This window comes from Paraburkholderia fynbosensis, assembly GCF_902859935.1.
In the GTDB taxonomy this organism is placed as follows: domain Bacteria; phylum Pseudomonadota; class Gammaproteobacteria; order Burkholderiales; family Burkholderiaceae; genus Paraburkholderia; species Paraburkholderia fynbosensis.
This window is the reverse complement of the sequence record NZ_CADIKI010000005.1, coordinates 95996-110650: the sequence shown is the minus strand read 5'-3', so window position 1 is coordinate 110650 and position 14655 is coordinate 95996. Positions and strand designations below refer to the sequence as shown.

General features: G+C 62.0%; 15 protein-coding genes. 7 read left to right on the top strand and 8 right to left on the bottom strand.

Annotated features, from left to right (window positions below; translation table 11 throughout):
- Positions 1 to 108: 108 nt before the first annotated feature.
- Positions 109 to 2343, top strand: coding sequence for a SulP family inorganic anion transporter (locus HV770_RS10200; protein ID WP_175159281.1), 2235 nt, complete (start codon positions 109 to 111; stop codon positions 2341 to 2343).
- Between the two features lie 97 nt (positions 2344 to 2440).
- Here HV770_RS10200 and HV770_RS10195 read toward each other — a convergent pair whose 3' ends face one another.
- Positions 2441 to 2665, bottom strand: a complete 225-nt coding sequence (locus tag HV770_RS10195) for a hypothetical protein (protein WP_246290803.1) — start codon at positions 2663 to 2665, stop codon at positions 2441 to 2443.
- A gap of 108 nt (positions 2666 to 2773) precedes the next feature.
- Here HV770_RS10195 and HV770_RS10190 point away from each other — a divergent pair, with 108 nt between their 5' ends.
- Entirely contained in the window at positions 2774 to 3016 is a 243-nt protein-coding gene (locus tag HV770_RS10190; RefSeq protein ID WP_175159280.1) for a hypothetical protein, read from the top strand.
- A gap of 675 nt (positions 3017 to 3691) precedes the next feature.
- Here HV770_RS10190 and HV770_RS10185 read toward each other — a convergent pair.
- From HV770_RS10185 to HV770_RS10170, 4 genes are all read right to left on the bottom strand, one after another.
- A complete protein-coding gene (locus tag HV770_RS10185) occupies positions 3692 to 4201 on the bottom strand; it encodes an SRPBCC domain-containing protein (protein ID WP_175159279.1) in 510 nt (169 codons plus the stop codon).
- A gap of 109 nt (positions 4202 to 4310) precedes the next feature.
- Positions 4311 to 5105, bottom strand: coding sequence for an SDR family NAD(P)-dependent oxidoreductase (locus HV770_RS10180; protein ID WP_175159278.1), 795 nt, complete (start codon positions 5103 to 5105; stop codon positions 4311 to 4313).
- Between the two features lie 163 nt (positions 5106 to 5268).
- Positions 5269 to 5772, bottom strand: a complete 504-nt coding sequence (locus HV770_RS10175; protein WP_121324282.1) for an SRPBCC domain-containing protein — start codon at positions 5770 to 5772, stop codon at positions 5269 to 5271.
- 3 nt (positions 5773 to 5775) lie between these two features.
- On the bottom strand, positions 5776 to 6378 hold the full coding sequence (locus HV770_RS10170) for an NADPH-dependent F420 reductase (RefSeq protein WP_175159277.1): 603 nt from the start codon (positions 6376 to 6378) through the stop codon (positions 5776 to 5778).
- Between the two features lie 156 nt (positions 6379 to 6534).
- On the opposite strand from HV770_RS10170, the gene HV770_RS10165 reads away from it, so the two are divergent.
- The 3 genes from HV770_RS10165 (at position 6535) to HV770_RS10155 (ending at position 8271) form a co-directional block, all read left to right on the top strand.
- Complete coding sequence (locus HV770_RS10165) at positions 6535 to 7467, top strand: LysR family transcriptional regulator (RefSeq protein WP_343048145.1); 933 nt, start codon at positions 6535 to 6537, stop codon at positions 7465 to 7467.
- 23 nt (positions 7468 to 7490) lie between these two features.
- Entirely contained in the window at positions 7491 to 7739 is a 249-nt protein-coding gene (locus HV770_RS10160) for a carboxymuconolactone decarboxylase family protein (protein ID WP_175159276.1), read from the top strand.
- A gap of 130 nt (positions 7740 to 7869) precedes the next feature.
- Positions 7870 to 8271, top strand: coding sequence for a CoA transferase (locus HV770_RS10155; RefSeq protein WP_246290802.1), 402 nt, complete (start codon positions 7870 to 7872; stop codon positions 8269 to 8271).
- 37 nt (positions 8272 to 8308) lie between these two features.
- Here the strand turns inward: HV770_RS10155 and HV770_RS10150 are convergent, their stop codons facing one another.
- Both HV770_RS10150 and HV770_RS10145 read right to left on the bottom strand, forming a co-directional pair.
- A complete protein-coding gene (locus HV770_RS10150; RefSeq protein ID WP_175159275.1) occupies positions 8309 to 9517 on the bottom strand; it encodes an acetyl-CoA C-acyltransferase in 1209 nt (402 codons plus the stop codon).
- A gap of 161 nt (positions 9518 to 9678) precedes the next feature.
- Positions 9679 to 10446 (bottom strand): 3-hydroxyacyl-CoA dehydrogenase, encoded by a 768-nt coding sequence (locus HV770_RS10145; protein ID WP_175159274.1) that lies wholly within the window; start codon positions 10444 to 10446, stop codon positions 9679 to 9681.
- A gap of 364 nt (positions 10447 to 10810) precedes the next feature.
- Here HV770_RS10145 and HV770_RS10140 point away from each other — a divergent pair, with 364 nt between their 5' ends.
- Together HV770_RS10140 and HV770_RS10135 are read left to right on the top strand one after the other, a co-directional pair.
- Positions 10811 to 11833, top strand: coding sequence for an AraC family transcriptional regulator (locus HV770_RS10140; RefSeq protein ID WP_175159273.1), 1023 nt, complete (start codon positions 10811 to 10813; stop codon positions 11831 to 11833).
- Positions 11834 to 12536: 703 nt separating this feature from the next.
- The gene (locus tag HV770_RS10135; RefSeq protein ID WP_217468589.1) at positions 12537 to 14306 is read left to right on the top strand and encodes a tannase/feruloyl esterase family alpha/beta hydrolase; all 1770 of its coding nucleotides are present in this window, start codon (positions 12537 to 12539) and stop codon (positions 14304 to 14306) included.
- Here HV770_RS10135 and HV770_RS10130 read toward each other — a convergent pair.
- A complete protein-coding gene (locus HV770_RS10130) occupies positions 14269 to 14487 on the bottom strand; it encodes a helix-turn-helix domain-containing protein (RefSeq protein WP_343048162.1) in 219 nt (72 codons plus the stop codon). The genes HV770_RS10135 and HV770_RS10130 overlap by 38 nt on opposite strands.
- Positions 14488 to 14655 lie beyond the last annotated feature (168 nt).

The following is a 14655-nucleotide window of genomic DNA, read 5'->3' as shown; positions in this document are numbered from 1 at the left end:
AAAGGATAGGTGATGTTCGAACACGGCGCCGCCGCGGCGCGGCGCGCGAACCGCACGGCCCAGGCGAGACTGCATCCGCTCTCATGGGGAAATACTGTGAAGCCAGCTATGTCAGGTTCCTCACCCGGTCCCAGCTCCCGGCTACGCATTCGGGGCTTGGCCGGAGATCTGACGGCCGGCATGGTGTCGATGCTGGTCATGCTCTGCTATGCAATGAGCCTCGGTACCATGATCTTTAGCGCGGATCTCGCCCGTTACGCCGGGCTTGGGGTGCCCACCGCCCTCATCAGTTGCGTAGTGACGGCACTCGTGATCGCCTTGATGAGTTCGATGCGCGTGAACATCGCCGGACCCGACGGCAACGCGACAGCGTTTCTTGCCGGTGTGGCGGCCGGCGTCGCGAGCAGCGTGCGGGCTGACGGCGGAACACCCCAAACAATCTTGCTGACGGTGTTGATCGCCATCGCGTTGTGTTCGGTGGTGACGGGCGTCATTCTGTATGCGCTCGGGTCGTCCAGGCGCGGCCGTTCCCTGCAATTCCTGCCTTACCCGGTTGTAGGCGGCTTCCTTGCCGGGACTGGCTACCTCCTGCTGGCCGGCGCGTTTCGGGTCGTGACCGGCGAGCCCATGAACTGGCACACCTCGGCGCTGGTGATGCACCTGAACTGGCAGGTCTGGACACCGGCTTTATTCGTGTGCGCGTCAGCCACGCTTCTGTCGCGCACCTGGAAACACGCTGCGGCATTGCCCATCACGCTTGCACTCGGCGTCGCTCTGTTTTACGTGCTCCTCTTTGCGGCCGGCCTGTCGATCGACGACGCCCGCGACACGCGATTGTTGCTTCCGCGCGTGGCGCCGCACGCCATGCGAATTCCCGAGTTGCATTTGCCGGCATCGCTCATGCACGGCGGGGTCGACTGGTCGGCAATCGGTGCGCACTTGCCGGAGACCCTCGTCGTTACGTCGATTTCGGCGATTTCGATCCTGATGAATTCGACTGCGATAGGCGCAGCCACGGGTGAAGATATCGATCTGAACCGCGAGATGCGTGCGGCAGGCATCGCCAACATCGCGAGCGGGATGTTAGGCGGAATGGTCGGCTACCAGTCGTTCAATCGATCGATGCTCAATGCACGCGCTGGCGCGACAAGTCGTCTGGCCGGCGTATTCGCTGCCCTTGCTTGCCTGTTCGTGCTGGCCGTCTCACCGGATCTGGTGGCGCTATTCCCGGTGCCCGTGCTGGTCGGATTGCAGCTCTTCATGGGAGTGCGTCTGTTGATCCAGTGGCTGGTCGGTGCTTTTCGCAAGCTCAACTGGCATGAGTACCTGCTTGTACCGCTTATTCTGGGCGCGATTGCATTTTATGGCGTCGTCACGGGGGTGGTGGCCGGAGTGATCGCCGCATGCGTGATGTTCGCGTTGCTGTACGGCCGTGTCAGCTGCGTTCGTATGGAGTTCGACGGCAGTACGCGTACATCGACTGTCGAACGCAGTATCGAGGCCACCGAACGGCTTCACGAACTCGGTGCACAGGTGTGCGGAACATGTCTGCAGGGGTTTCTATTCTTTGGTACGGCCAATTCGATCCTGCAGCGCGTGCGCGAACGGCTGGCCGCAAGCGGGCCCGTATCCGTTCGCTTTGTCGTGCTCGATTTCGCGTCGACCAATGGCATGGACGCATCGGTATCGGTTAGCTTCGTCAAGCTTTGGCAGTTGTGCGCAGCGACTGATGCGGACCTGGTGCTGACGGGGTTGCCGACACGCTCGCGTGAACTACTCATGAAGACCGGCACGCTGAATCTGCGGATCCACGAGTTCTCTACGCTCGATGCGGGATTGGAATGGATCGAAGATACGCTTCTCGCCTCGGATACACGCGCGTTGCCGCGCGCCGAAGAGGATTTCCACACGATGCTCGCGCCGTATTTCACGTCGCCCGCGCTAGCAAGGTTGCTGGCCCGTCTGGAAGTGCGGGAACTCGGCGCGGGGGAGCCGGTTTTCCGTCGCGGCGAACCGGGGGACGCCATGTACTTTGTCGAGAGCGGCCGTGTCGCGGTCTTACTGCCGCTCTCCGATGGGCGCAACCTCAGGTTGCGCTCGTTCGGGCCGGGTACGATCGTCGGCGAAATGGCGGTGTATACGCAGCAGGCGCGCAGTGCGGATGTGCTCGCAGAGGGTCCCGCACGCGTCCTGCGTTTGACGCTCGAATCGTTGCACGCGCTCGAACGCGACGACCCTGTGACCGTACAGCAAATTCATCGCTTTGTCGTCAAGGTCATGGCGTCCCGTCTGGCTGCCGCAGACGAGGCCTTGCGCGCCGCTCACTCCGCCCCGAGCGGGTAGAGTACGGGGCGCCGATGAAAAATCGGACCCGGTACGTCACGAAAATTCGGTCGTCATGACAAGCGCCTCAGCGAACGTGAGCCCATCTCGCGCTCGATTAGCGGAAGCCATAGACAACGATCTTCTTCCCCTCGAAATTATCTTGCGCAGCTTGCTCGCAAAACTGTGGGCACGTTACCGAGCCGTCCGCGCTCGCGCCTGAGACGGTGACCGCCCTGCAAACAACGGATTCGACGAGCGTCCGATCCGCAGCGATGACCCAGTTCAGATCAGTTCCGACACCGGCCGGCACGGCGCCGCCGGCGGTATAAGTGATTTTCATGGTGCCGGTGCAAGCGGAGTTCACTGTGTATGTTCCGCTCCCGGGAGCGGTAACGCGGGCGGCGCATGTGCAGTCACGGAGCAACGCTTATTTCCGTCGAGTCTCGTCGTGGAAGTCGACATCCTCGATCACGTCGCCGATATCCATGCGCTGGCCCGCGCGCTCGCGCACCTGTTGCTCGTGCATCTGCTGTGCGCGCATTGCTTGCTCGCGAAGTCGTTTGCGCAGATCGCGCGTTTTCCACCAGACGAAACCGCCGATCACAATGCCTGCCCCAAGCACCAGTGCCAACACCATGAGCGAAACGGCGAACCCCACGACGAGCAGCGCAGCGCCTATTACGACGGCTAGTACCTTCGCCAATAAGCCCGGCGGACCCGGACGCGTAGTTGCGCCATTCTGCCTGAGCCTTTCCTGTTGCTTGTCAAATGGCATCGCATCTCCAATCGCGGTTTTCCCGGAGCGGTTTCAAGGGTGATCGCTCAGTATGCGCCGAAGATCCGGTCGACGCCGCGAGAATGGCCTCAAGTCGATCAAAATGGGAACCGATGCACATACCGAGAGCGTTCAAGGGGGCCGCGCTCATGCCAAGGGTATCAAGGAAACATTCTTCGCCGTCGACTTCGAAAACGGGAAGCAGGTCGGATGTTTTGCCGGAAAAAGGCGAGATGTCGGACAGGTCGCAGAGGAAGCACGATGCGCGTCGGCATAATGTCGACATGGGGGCTTTGCGCATCGAGCAGGTAGGCGGATGAGAACGCCGAGTTGGTCGCCGCTTACACTGCGATGGTCGATGGCGACGGGCCGTCAGGCGTTCGCCACACGATGACGGGTCGGGCCGGAGCCATCCAACCGGCTCATTTCGGACCCCGAAGAGACCTTCACGACGCTCACACACACCGACGATGATGCCGTTAGGCACTGCTGGTGTGCTCGACGACCTAAACAGTCATCGCGAGCGAGTCGTCAAGCGGCAATACCCCGGCAGACCTACGGGCTCCTTTTCAGATATTCCACAGCCGTCGTCTATTCACGGCTTCTAGCGTCGCCCTGTGCTTCGAGCGTGAGTGCGACCTTCGCGAGGTCTTCCAGAAGCTTTTCACGGGTGCGCCAGAAGATATCTGGCGCTTCCTTCGCCAACTCGATCCAGAGCGGCCCTTGCATCGTCTCTTCAGTCCACAGGTGACAGCCGCGAGGTGTCGGGGTGATGATCCAGGCATGATAGGCCCTGGATTCTCTCGAAGCCTTTGGACCGCCGCCCCACGCGATGCGGGCGATAGGATCGAACTCCTGTACCGACGCGAAGACGTCCTGGCCAGCCAGGTTAGTTTCAAAGCGCGTGCCGGCTTGCAACAGCTCGTGTCCGTCTAACAGCTCGACATCCTTGACGCCTGGATAGAAACGGGGCCAGGCCTTGGGATCGATGAGAAGAGACCAGATAGTTTCAGGCGAAACGGCAACCTCAAGCTCATTCGTGAAATGGATGGGCGAGCGGCTGGGCGCCATGTCCACAGGCCAATGGATTGCTTCGAACATATCGTTATTCATGGTTGGGATTGGGGTCTGATTTGAACTTTGCCGAGACTGCAGAAATCTCGGTTGCCGGCAGGGCGAACGGCGCAGCGCAGGCCTGTCACGCGTTGGCTCAGAAGATCGCGCGAATGACACCCCCATCAACGCGTAATGCCGCGCCGCTCGTACCGGAGGCCTGCTCGGAGCAGACATACACCACCATGTTGGCAATTTCTTCGGTCGACGTGAACCGGTTGAGTAGCGTGGTCGGTCGCATCGTTTTCAGGAAGTTCTGCTCCGCTTCCTCCTGCGTGATGCCCTGCCCCTGAGCGGTCGCTTTCATCCAGTTGCCCAGAATCTCGGAGCGGGTCGGCCCCGGCAGCACCGCGTTGACGGTTACCCCTGTGCCACTCACCAACTCGGCAAGTCCCCTCGATACGGCGAGTTGCGCCGTCTTGGTCATACCGTAATCGATCATCTCCTTGGGGATCATGATCGCGGACTCGCTGCTGATGAACACAACCCGTCCCCAACCGCGCCTGGCCATGGCCGGCAGATAGTGCCGCGCAGCGCGCACGCCGCTCATCACATTGAGCTGGAAGAGGTCGAGCCATTCGCTATCGCTCTGCTCGAAGAAACCATTCAGATGGGCGGTACCGAGGTTATTGACGAGGATGTCGGCATCCGCCACCTGTGCCACGAGGGCGGCCGATCCTTCCGCGGTAGAAAGATCGGCGGCAATGCCGGTCAGTTCCGCGTCGGGCACGAGAGCCCGGATCTCATCTAGCGCGGCGGCTACTCGCTGCTCTCCGCGCCCGTTGATCACGACCGATGCGCCTGCGCGGGCAAGGCCCTCGGCGATCGCGCGGCCGATGCCTGCCGTCGAGCCGGTAACGATGGCCTTGCGGCCCTTGAGTTCGATCTTCATAGACTTTTTCTCTGGGTGTGGATGGTGGAACGATTGATCCGCCAATCCGATTCATCGACACGGACACGCGCGAAACCGGACTTCGTTCGAGCGCAAGCCGGTTCGCTGCTTCCGCGCGCAAACAGTCAAACGCGCAACGTCCCTGCGCTTTGGAACTGATGCATTACCCCGCGATCTTCGCGACTTCCGCCTCTGCGGCTCGCGCGAGGCGCTCGACCCAATCCTGGTGATAGCGATAGAGCCCACCGGGATGTTGCCGTCCGAGCACATCGAGAAACCAGGGACCTTGTTGCGTCTCTTCCGTTAGCACGTGGCAGCCTTCGTCCGTCGGCGTGATTACCCAACCGTGGTAAGCGCTGGAACCGGTCTCGTCTGCGTCGACGGTGGTCGCCCAGGCGAGCCTTTGGTTCGGCACGTATTCGGTCACCACGAGGCTCATCGGGAAGCCGACCGTCACGCGGCTGTAGCGGGTTCCCAAGGCCAGTTCCGACTCGCCCGACAGGATCTCGACCTGGTCCTCGGGCGGGAAATAGCTTGACCAGTTCTTCGCGTCGACGAGCAGCTTCCACACCACTTCGGGCGGCGCTTTCACGTCGATGTCGTTGAGGGCATAGATGGCTGACGTTTTCGGGTCGTAGCGCTCTGGCCAGATGACATGGTCGTACATGGTTTATTGCTCCTTCCTGAACAGGTCCTGGAAAATCAGGGGCGCCCAGCTCTTGTCGCGGGCCTGCACGAGCTGCCCGCCCTCCGCGATCCTGCCGAGACTGACCGCCGCATAGCCGAGCCGCTCGACCAGGGCGGCGACCGTCGCGCTTGCAGCCTCGTCGTCGCCAGACAGAAAGATCACTCGACGGCCACCGGCACTGACGGGATCCTCGGCGAGTACCTTGGCGGGCAAATGATTGAACGCCTTGACAAGGGATGCGCCCGGAAACGCTTTCGCCACCACCGCCGACGATGGCAGGCTGTCCAGTTCGGAGAGCGGCACGCCATAGGCATTGGTGGCGTCGATGACGACTTTGCCTTTCCAGCTCGCCGCAGCTTGGGCGACGTCGCGGTGGGCCCGGAACGGGACCGCCAGGATGATCACGTCGGCCTCGAGTGCCGCCTGTAGCGTGAGGGGAACCACCTTGTCACCCAGTTCGTGGGCCATAGACGCGATGGACTCCGGCCCGCGCGTGTTGGCGATGCCGACCGTGATGCCGCTCCGGGCGAACTGACGGGCGATGGCGGCGCCGACGCTGCCGCTGCCGATAATGGAAGATGTCATAAAAAAACTCCTGGACTGATGGGCTTCACTCCGCGTGGCGTCAAGCACTGCGGATGGTTTTACGAAAACGTCGCTGCGTTGAAAGCCATAATGGCAGTGCGGCATGCATCTGAGAAGCCGGGATATTGAGATAGAATCCATCTACCGTAGCGATGGATGACGCAGCTTATGCTGGATGGGATCTCGCTGGATCAGCTCAGAACCTTCATTGCCGCCGTGGACGAGGGCAGCTTCTCGGCAGCGGCCCGAAAGCTCAACCGTGTCCAGTCCGCGGTGAGCGGCTGGATTGGCGGATTGGAAGATCAATTAGGCGTCCTGCTGTTCGACCGCTCGGGCCGGTTCCCGAAGCTCACGCCACAGGGCGTGCTGTTGCTCGCTGACGCCCGCAACGTCGTCTACGGGGTGGACACGCTGAAGGCACGAGCCGGGCTCATGACTTCGGGAGTGGAGGCGGAACTCTCGGTGGTGGTCGACGTGTTCTTCCCAACGTCGGTGATCAGCGCCGTCGCCAAAGCATTTGCAGAGCATTTCCCGCTGACGCCGCTACGGCTTTTCGTCGAGGGCCTGGGAGCGGCTTATCAACCGGTTCTGGACGGGCGATGCAGTTTGGGCATACTGCCACCGCTGCCGCAGGCATTTCCGTCATTGGTTAGCGAGCGGCTTGGCGAACTGCCGCTCGTCGCAGTTGCTTCGGCGCGCCACCCCCTCGCAGGCGTGGGTCATCGCATACCACGGCGTGAACTTGCCAAACACGTCCAACTGGTCCTGACAGACAGGTCGGATCTGACCGCAGGTCGTGACTTCGGGGTTGCGTCAGCCTCCACCTGGCGTCTGGCGGACTTGTCGACGAAATATGCGTTTCTCAAAGACTGCGTGGGATGGGGGGGAATGCCCTTGCACATGGTCGAGCAGGACATCGCGGCAGGTAGGTTGGTCGTTCTGGACGTGGACGACATGCCGCCCAGCGGCTGGATGCTGACCATGTCGGTATATCACCAACCCTCGCAGCCCCCAGGACCCGCTGGCAAATGGTTCGTCGACCGCTTGAAGACCCTATGGGACCGATCTGACGGCGTCCACGCGCCTTAGCAGGTTTTCGCTCTCTTCTTGCAATGCTCGCCTTTTGGACATCTCGGCAGGCGTCGGCCGGCATCGACGAGGCCTCGCTGGAGGCGATTCGTTGCGGCGGCGATGTGCGCTTTCACGATCAGCAGCAGGCCGATGTCTATGAATTTGCGCGCCAGCTTCAGCAGGGCGGCAACGTCGAGGAAGCGGTGTATCAGCGCGTGATGAACTGCTGGGGGACGGTGGGTGTGGTCGAACTCGGCGCGGTAATCGGTACTACACGTTGGTGTCGATGACGCTCAACCTGCATGACATTGCGCTGCCGTAGGGCGTGCGTCCGCCACTCGAACTGCTGGACGCGGATGCCACGTCTGATGCCAGACGACCTTGCGTTACGCCGACCTACACACGCAAACAGGAGACAGCATGTCATTGAAACTCGAGAAGCGCGACGGCGTCGCCATCGTCACGCTGGACCGTCCGCCCGTGAACGCCTTGACGCTCGCGCTTTATGCCGAGATCGCCGATCTGTTCGAAGGGCTCGGCAAGGAGGCGGGTTTCTACGTCACGTCGGCGGTCCTTGCCGCGCTTCATCACCGGGATACGGTTTCGGGCGAAGGGCAGCATATCGATGTCGCACTGCTCGATGCGCAGATCGGCGCAATTTCGCACATGGCGCAAAATTATTTCGCATCGGGCAAACAGCCGCCGCGTCTCGGCACCAGTTCTGAAATCACCTGTCCGTACCAGGCGTTCCAATGCAGCGACGGCGATGTGATGATTTCGATGGGCAACGACAGCCCGTTCCCCAAGTTCGCGGCCGCGTAGCGGCTATTGGAATCACCCCGAGGAGGAACGATGTCGTTCAGACGACTTCGATCGCGAGGGCTGTGGCCTCGCCGCCCCCGATGCAAAGGCTGGCCACGCCACGCCTGACACCTCGTTGGCGAAGCGCCCCCAGCAACGTCACGATAAGGCGAGCGCCCGTCGCGCCGATTGGATGACCCAGCGCGCAGGCACCACCATGCACATTTACGCGCTCGTGCGGCAGCGACAGTTCGCGCATCGCGGCCATGACCACCACGGCGAATGCCTCGTTGATTTCCCACAGCTCTACATCGTCGACCTGCCATCCCACCTTCGCGAGCAGCTTCTGGATCGCGCCCACGGGCGCAGTAGTGAACCAGGCCGGTTCCTGTGAGTGCGTGGCGTGCCCGCGGATAACAGCCAGCGGTGCCAGGCCATGCTTGCGTGCGGTGGACTCGCGCATCAGCACCAGCGCCGCTGCACCGTCGGAGATCGAACTGGAGTTGGCCGCCGTGACGGAGCCGTCCGTGCCAAAGGCGGGCTTGAGAGTCGGGATCTTGTCCAGTTGTGCCTTCGCCGGCGCTGCGTCGTCGACGACGAGTTTCTCGCCGTTGCGGCCCGGCACGGCCGCCGGCGTAATCTCCCACCGGAACAGGCCGTCGCGCTGTGCCTGCTGTGCACGCAGCGTGGAGGTTAAAGCGTAGGTGTCCTGCGCCTCACGCGTGAAGCCGAAATGGCGAGCGCAGTCATCGGCGAAGGTGCCCATCAGGCGACCGTCGGAGGCCGAGCCGTAGTGGTCCTCCAGTCCATCCAGGAACAGGTGGTCCAGCACCTGACCGTGCCCCAGGCGCTGGCCCGAGCGAGCCTTGGGCAGCAGATACGGCGCGTTGCTCATGGATTCCATGCCACCGGCCACCATCACCTGTTGAGTGCCGGCTAGCAGGAGGTCGTGCGCCAGCATGGCGGCCTTCATGCCGGAGCCGCAGACCTTGTTGACTGTTGTACAGCCCGCCGAAAGCGGTAACCCGGCGCTCAGCGCCGCTTGACGTGCGGGCGCCTGCCCCACGCCAGCGGGCAGCACGCAGCCCATCAGTATTTCGTCTACGGACTCCGGCTGCATGCCGGCCCGCTGCACAGCGGCACGGATCGCGTTGGCGCCTAGCTGCGGTGCCGTCAGTGAGGCCAAGTCGCCCTGGAAGGCTCCCAGCGGCGTGCGGGCGGCACCGACGATGACGACGGGATCATTGGAAGTCGAAGAGGTAGGCATGCGAGTCTCCATCCGCCGCTCCATGGCGGCGTTGCAAGGGGAAGAAAGATATCGGCCTGGCCGGACCTGGCTGACCGCGTTCGGGCTCGGCGACTCAGGTCAAGCGCAGGGAGCGGCTACAAGCGGCAGCAGGCGTCACGATGACTGCTTCGCACGCCGCGTCATCTGGCCGCCATACGGATAGCGCCATCGAGGCGAATCACCTCGCCGTTGAGATAGGTGTTTGCGACGATATGCAGCGCGAGCTCCGCGAATTCGTCGGGTCGCCCGAGGCGCGCGGGGAAAGGCACCATCTTTCCGAGCGCATCCTGTACTTCCGTGGGCATGCCTTTGAGCATGGGCGTTTCCATGATCCCAGGCGCGATGGCGACTACGCGAATGCCGTGACGCGCCAATTCGCGCGCGATCGGCAGCGTCATCGCTACCACCCCACCCTTGGAGGCAGCGTAGCCCGCTTGCCCGATCTGGCCATCGAAGGCCGCGACTGAAGCGGTGTTGATAATGACTCCGCGCTCGCCATCGGCGTCGGGCAGGTTCTCGGACATGCAGGCTGCGGCCAGCCGCACCATGTTGAAGGCGCCGATCAGGTTGATCTGAACGGTGCGCGCGAAACTTTCCAGCCGATGCGGGCCTTCGCGGCCAAGCACTTTCTCGGCGGGTGCAACGCCAGCGCAATTGATCAAGCCGTGCAGCATGCCAAAGGTGTCGCGGAATGCGGCTAATGCATGCTCCGCGCTGGCGACATCACACACGTCTGCCCTGGCGAAGCGGGCATTGGAGCCGAGTTCCGCCGTCAGTGCGGCACACGCGTGCTGGTCCAGGTCTACCAGCAGTACTTTGGCGCCGCCCGCGACAAGGCGGCGTGCCGTGGCGGCGCCGAGGCCGGAACCGCCGCCTGTGACGACGAAACCTTTATCCTGAACCTGCATTTCTGTCTCCTGAGTGATGGCCCCGACGCACAGCGCACCCGGGCGATACGCATGCCAGCACGAGTCCGCAACGCGTGGGTGCGCCCGAAGCGATATGTGACGTGACCGGCACGTTGCTGCACAGCCTTCGCCGACAAAGCTACGTTCGCGATGAGCTACTGGTTGGTTATCGTAAGCGGCAGGCGAGAGTTCGCCCATGCCCATAGACCTCGTCGTGCATGAGCCTCCTGGGCATATCGAAGGGGGTCGTCGATCTCGACGACACGGCACGTCGGCTAGAGACTGCCAGCGCCCAGCCGTCCCACGTTTCAATTGCGGCTTGCAGCGATTAACATCATGGCACCTCGATAGGCGGAACCTGACCATGCATGAAGCTCAAGACAAGGGCACGACTTCAATCGGCCTGGTGCGTGAAGCAATTCTCGTCGCTACGCAACGTAATCTGGACGTGCCGGTCGCACTACAGCACGCCGGTATCCCGGCAGAATTGTTGAGTGCCCCGAGAGCCCGAGTACCCGCGCTCGCCTTTTCGCGGTTGTGGGCGGCTCTGGCCGATCTGATGGACGACGAATTTTTTGGTCTGGACAGCCACCCACTGCGCCGGGGCAGTTACGCGCTCATGTGTCACGCGGTGCTGCACGCTGAAAACCTGGAACACGCGCTGCGTCGCATGTTGAAGTTTCTGCATGCGGTTCTCGACGACATTCACGGGGAGCTACGCTGCGAAGGCGAGCATGCATTGATCGTCCTGCATGATGATGGGCCAACGCGCCGCCTGTTTGCCTACGGGACGTGGTTCATCCTCGTGCACGGCCTTGCGTGCTGGTTGGCACGGCGACGGATTCCGCTGATCGAGATGAGATTCCGCGCTTCCGCACCAGTCGATGACAGCGACTATCGCATGCGCTTTTGCGAGGACGTGACGTTTGCCGCACAGGAGACGCTGATCCGGTTCGATCGCAGTTTCCTCGACCTCAAACTGACAGAGACGGAGACGAGCCTGCGCGCATTCCTGCAGGGTGCACCGGCGAACATCCTGGTGAAGTACCGTAACGAATCCAGCACTACTGCCCTGATAAGGCGCCGGTTGCGCAACCAGATTCCCGACGACTGGCCCGACCTCGAGACGCTATCGCAGTTATTGAATCAATCCTCGGCCACGCTGCAGCGCCGCCTGCTGGCCGAGGGCACCAACTACCGGCAACTGAAAGACGAATTGCGCCGCGACATTGCTATCGACCTGTTTTCGAGCAGTTCTCTCACGGTCGCTGAAGTCGCCGCACGGACTGGATTCCAGGAGACCAGCGCTTTTCATCGGGCCTTCAGGAAGTGGACGGGGGCCAGCCCGGGAATGTACCGCCATGGCAAGGCGACTTCTTCGATCTAGAACTGGGAAGGTAGTCACGGCGCAGTTGGCGCATATGGATGCGCTCGCGGTTGTGATCGGTCGGCAGATTCGAACGCCGTCTTCAGACTGTGCGCCGCGCAAAAACTGAGCTGCAGTCTCAGGCCAGTCAAGCACAACCAGGCCGCCCGAACGGATTGCGCATAGCGTGCGGCTCTGAAACCCACTCCACTGACACGCACCTGATCCTCAGGGCGATGGTCCGATCGCGTGCAAACCCCGAAGAAGGCGCAGCCTGTCTGTCTGCAGACCTCATTCAGATTGAGGTCGGCGGACATGGATTGGGGTTCCAACCAGGCTGACACTGCAGTCGTGTTCGGCAAACCCGAACAGCCTGGCGCCCGGTTACGCAATGTAACCGGAGTTGGCTTCACGAGACCCCGCACTTGATCGCCATCGCAACCTAGGTGAAGCGTATCGCTTATTGGCGCAGTGGTTTTGTCGCCAACGCGTCACCGACTCAGCGGTGAGAAAAGAAAAATGCCATCGATGAGCAAATCATTCCGGCAGCAGAAAATACATGGAGACGATGATGAGAACCCGCTTAAGAGGCCGCCGAAGCTCGGCTATTGTGAGTGCTATATTCGCAGCATCAGCCGTTGCTGTATCTGGCTGCGGCGGTAATGACGTCGCACCGGCAAACGCGCCCACGGTCACACTCGCCGAAATGTGCACGCAAGCCTATATGCAACGCATCATGCCTGCGGGAGCAACAGTCAAGGACATACCGAACGCGCTCACGTACCTGCCGGCACAAATGCGAACCACGAAGGGCGGCACGGTGGTGGTGGCGGAGAACGCGCTGGGTGACGGCGCACCTCCCTACTGCGTGGTGACGGGGAGCTTCGTCACCAACAAGGAGTCTGGAAAGACTGCCAACTTTGGCGCTGTCTTCCCTGCACCAGGAAAGTGGAACGGCAAGTATCTGCAATTCGGCTGCGGAGGCAATTGCGGCAGCGTTTTCGAAGCCGGCCCTCCGACGGTGGCGCACATCAGCAGCGGCTACGCCATGTGGCATACCGACGATGGCCATGTGGATCGGTCGATTGCCGAAAAGGGATTCTCGGTCGAGGCCGATCCGACCTTCGCAGTGAAGGCGCCGGGCGTACCTGACACCGATGCATTGGACGATTACCTCTACCGCGCAGTTCATTCCCTGTCTGCCGTGGGCAAGCAGGCCACGGCCGCGCTCTACGGCGCAGCCAAGGTGGACCACTCATACTTCCTCGGGTGCTCTGATGGGGGCAGGGAAGCGATGGTCGAGGCAACGCACTATCCGGATGACTTCGACGGCATCGTCGCCGGCGCGCCGTACGACCCACCGGCTGCCCACACCAACTGGATGACGCGGGAATTGGTGCAATTCCGCAGTCCGGCTGCCGCGCTCAGTGATGCCCAAATGCAACTTGTAGCAAAGGCAGCCGCGTCGTGCGACGCGAGCGACGGCGTGAACGATGGTCTCGACCAGAATCCCAATGCCTGTGTATTCAATGTACGAACGGCGGTGCCGCTATGTGCGGCGGGGAGCGCCAGCGACAGTTGCCTGACCCAGGCGCAGATGGAATCGGTATCGGCCATCCTGTCCGCCGTCAGGGACACGAGCGGCAACACGGTCGCGGCCGGCTGGGCGGCGGCGACGTTAACCTCCAACGAGTCCTTCTTCTATGAGTTCCCCTCGGCACCGCTCACCCTGACGGGCCGGGACCCCTTCGGGCCGGAACCATACCTGTCGATGTTTACTGAGTGGGCGTTCAGCAACTATATCCTGCGGGATTTCGTGTACGCAGGAGCCTCTGACTACAACGGAACCCGATCGCTGGGCATGTCCTTTGGCCTCGGCGATCCTGCCGACGCCTCGAGTTTCCAGGCCACGATGCCGACAACCACAGTTCAACGCATCACGTCGGCGTTCCAGAAGGGCCTGTGGGACGATCCCGCGGCACTCTCCAGCTTCAGCAGCCGCGGGGCCAAGCTCATCATGTATCACGGCCTGACCGATGCCTTGATGAACGCGAATACGACGATCCGCTACTATCGGGCTCTTGCCGCGGCGAGGGGTGGCTACGGCAACCTCCAGAAGGATGTACGGCTGTTTCTCGCGCCAGGCATGAACCACTGTGTTGGCGGCGACGGGCCGAATGCGTTCTTGAACCAATACAACGCCAAGGGTTGGTTTGCCGGTCCACAGGTTCCGTTCGATACGGACCACGATGCGCTGGCCGCCTTGCAGAACTGGGTCGAAAAAGGCACGCCGCCGAAGAGCATCATCGCCTCCAAGTATGCAGACGACGACGCAAGCAAGAGCGTGCAACGCACCATGCCGCTGTGTCCATTCCCGAGCAAGGCGCAATACAACGGCTCGGGCGCGATCAACGACGCTTCCAATTGGTCATGTCCGGAGAGTGACACCTCGATGCTCAACATCGGCGCTGCTGGAGTACGAGCGGGGATGTGAGCCGTGGACATGCCGGGCTAGACCTTGCCGAGTACGCGTGCAGCCCTTCGAGGTCCAGCACTTCGATCGCTCCGTACCGGATGCGCACGAGCCCGGTCTGTTCGAGATCGTGCAGCGCACGGTTGGTGTTCTGTCTCGGCAGTCCGGCCATGCGCCCGATCTCGTCCTGGGAAATCGGCAGTCGCGCTTCAGTGGTGCAAATGCGCCGCGGAGGCTCCTCGCCGACTACCTAGGACTAGCCAAACGGTCATGGTCTGTTCGAGGGGCTCCGTCAATCCGTCGTCACGAGAACCGATTTCTCCAACTGGAAATCGGTGTCCTCGCCTGACGGATTTGGGCTCCCGCCAGT

Coding starts and splice junctions, on each gene's coding strand:
- HV770_RS10200 (WP_175159281.1), top strand. CDS start 109: ATGTCAGGTTCCTCACCCGGTCCCAGCTCCCGGCTACGCATTCGGGGC.
- HV770_RS10195 (WP_246290803.1), bottom strand. CDS start 2,665: ATGAAAATCACTTATACCGCCGGCGGCGCCGTGCCGGCCGGTGTCGGA.
- HV770_RS10185 (WP_175159279.1), bottom strand. CDS start 4,201: ATGTTCGAAGCAATCCATTGGCCTGTGGACATGGCGCCCAGCCGCTCG.
- HV770_RS10180 (WP_175159278.1), bottom strand. CDS start 5,105: ATGAAGATCGAACTCAAGGGCCGCAAGGCCATCGTTACCGGCTCGACG.
- HV770_RS10175 (WP_121324282.1), bottom strand. CDS start 5,772: ATGTACGACCATGTCATCTGGCCAGAGCGCTACGACCCGAAAACGTCA.
- HV770_RS10170 (WP_175159277.1), bottom strand. CDS start 6,378: ATGACATCTTCCATTATCGGCAGCGGCAGCGTCGGCGCCGCCATCGCC.
- HV770_RS10165 (WP_343048145.1), top strand. CDS start 6,535: ATGACGCAGCTTATGCTGGATGGGATCTCGCTGGATCAGCTCAGAACC.
- HV770_RS10160 (WP_175159276.1), top strand. CDS start 7,491: ATGCTCGCCTTTTGGACATCTCGGCAGGCGTCGGCCGGCATCGACGAG.
- HV770_RS10155 (WP_246290802.1), top strand. CDS start 7,870: ATGTCATTGAAACTCGAGAAGCGCGACGGCGTCGCCATCGTCACGCTG.
- HV770_RS10150 (WP_175159275.1), bottom strand. CDS start 9,517: ATGCCTACCTCTTCGACTTCCAATGATCCCGTCGTCATCGTCGGTGCC.
- HV770_RS10145 (WP_175159274.1), bottom strand. CDS start 10,446: ATGCAGGTTCAGGATAAAGGTTTCGTCGTCACAGGCGGCGGTTCCGGC.
- HV770_RS10140 (WP_175159273.1), top strand. CDS start 10,811: ATGCATGAAGCTCAAGACAAGGGCACGACTTCAATCGGCCTGGTGCGT.
- HV770_RS10135 (WP_217468589.1), top strand. CDS start 12,537: ATGCAACGCATCATGCCTGCGGGAGCAACAGTCAAGGACATACCGAAC.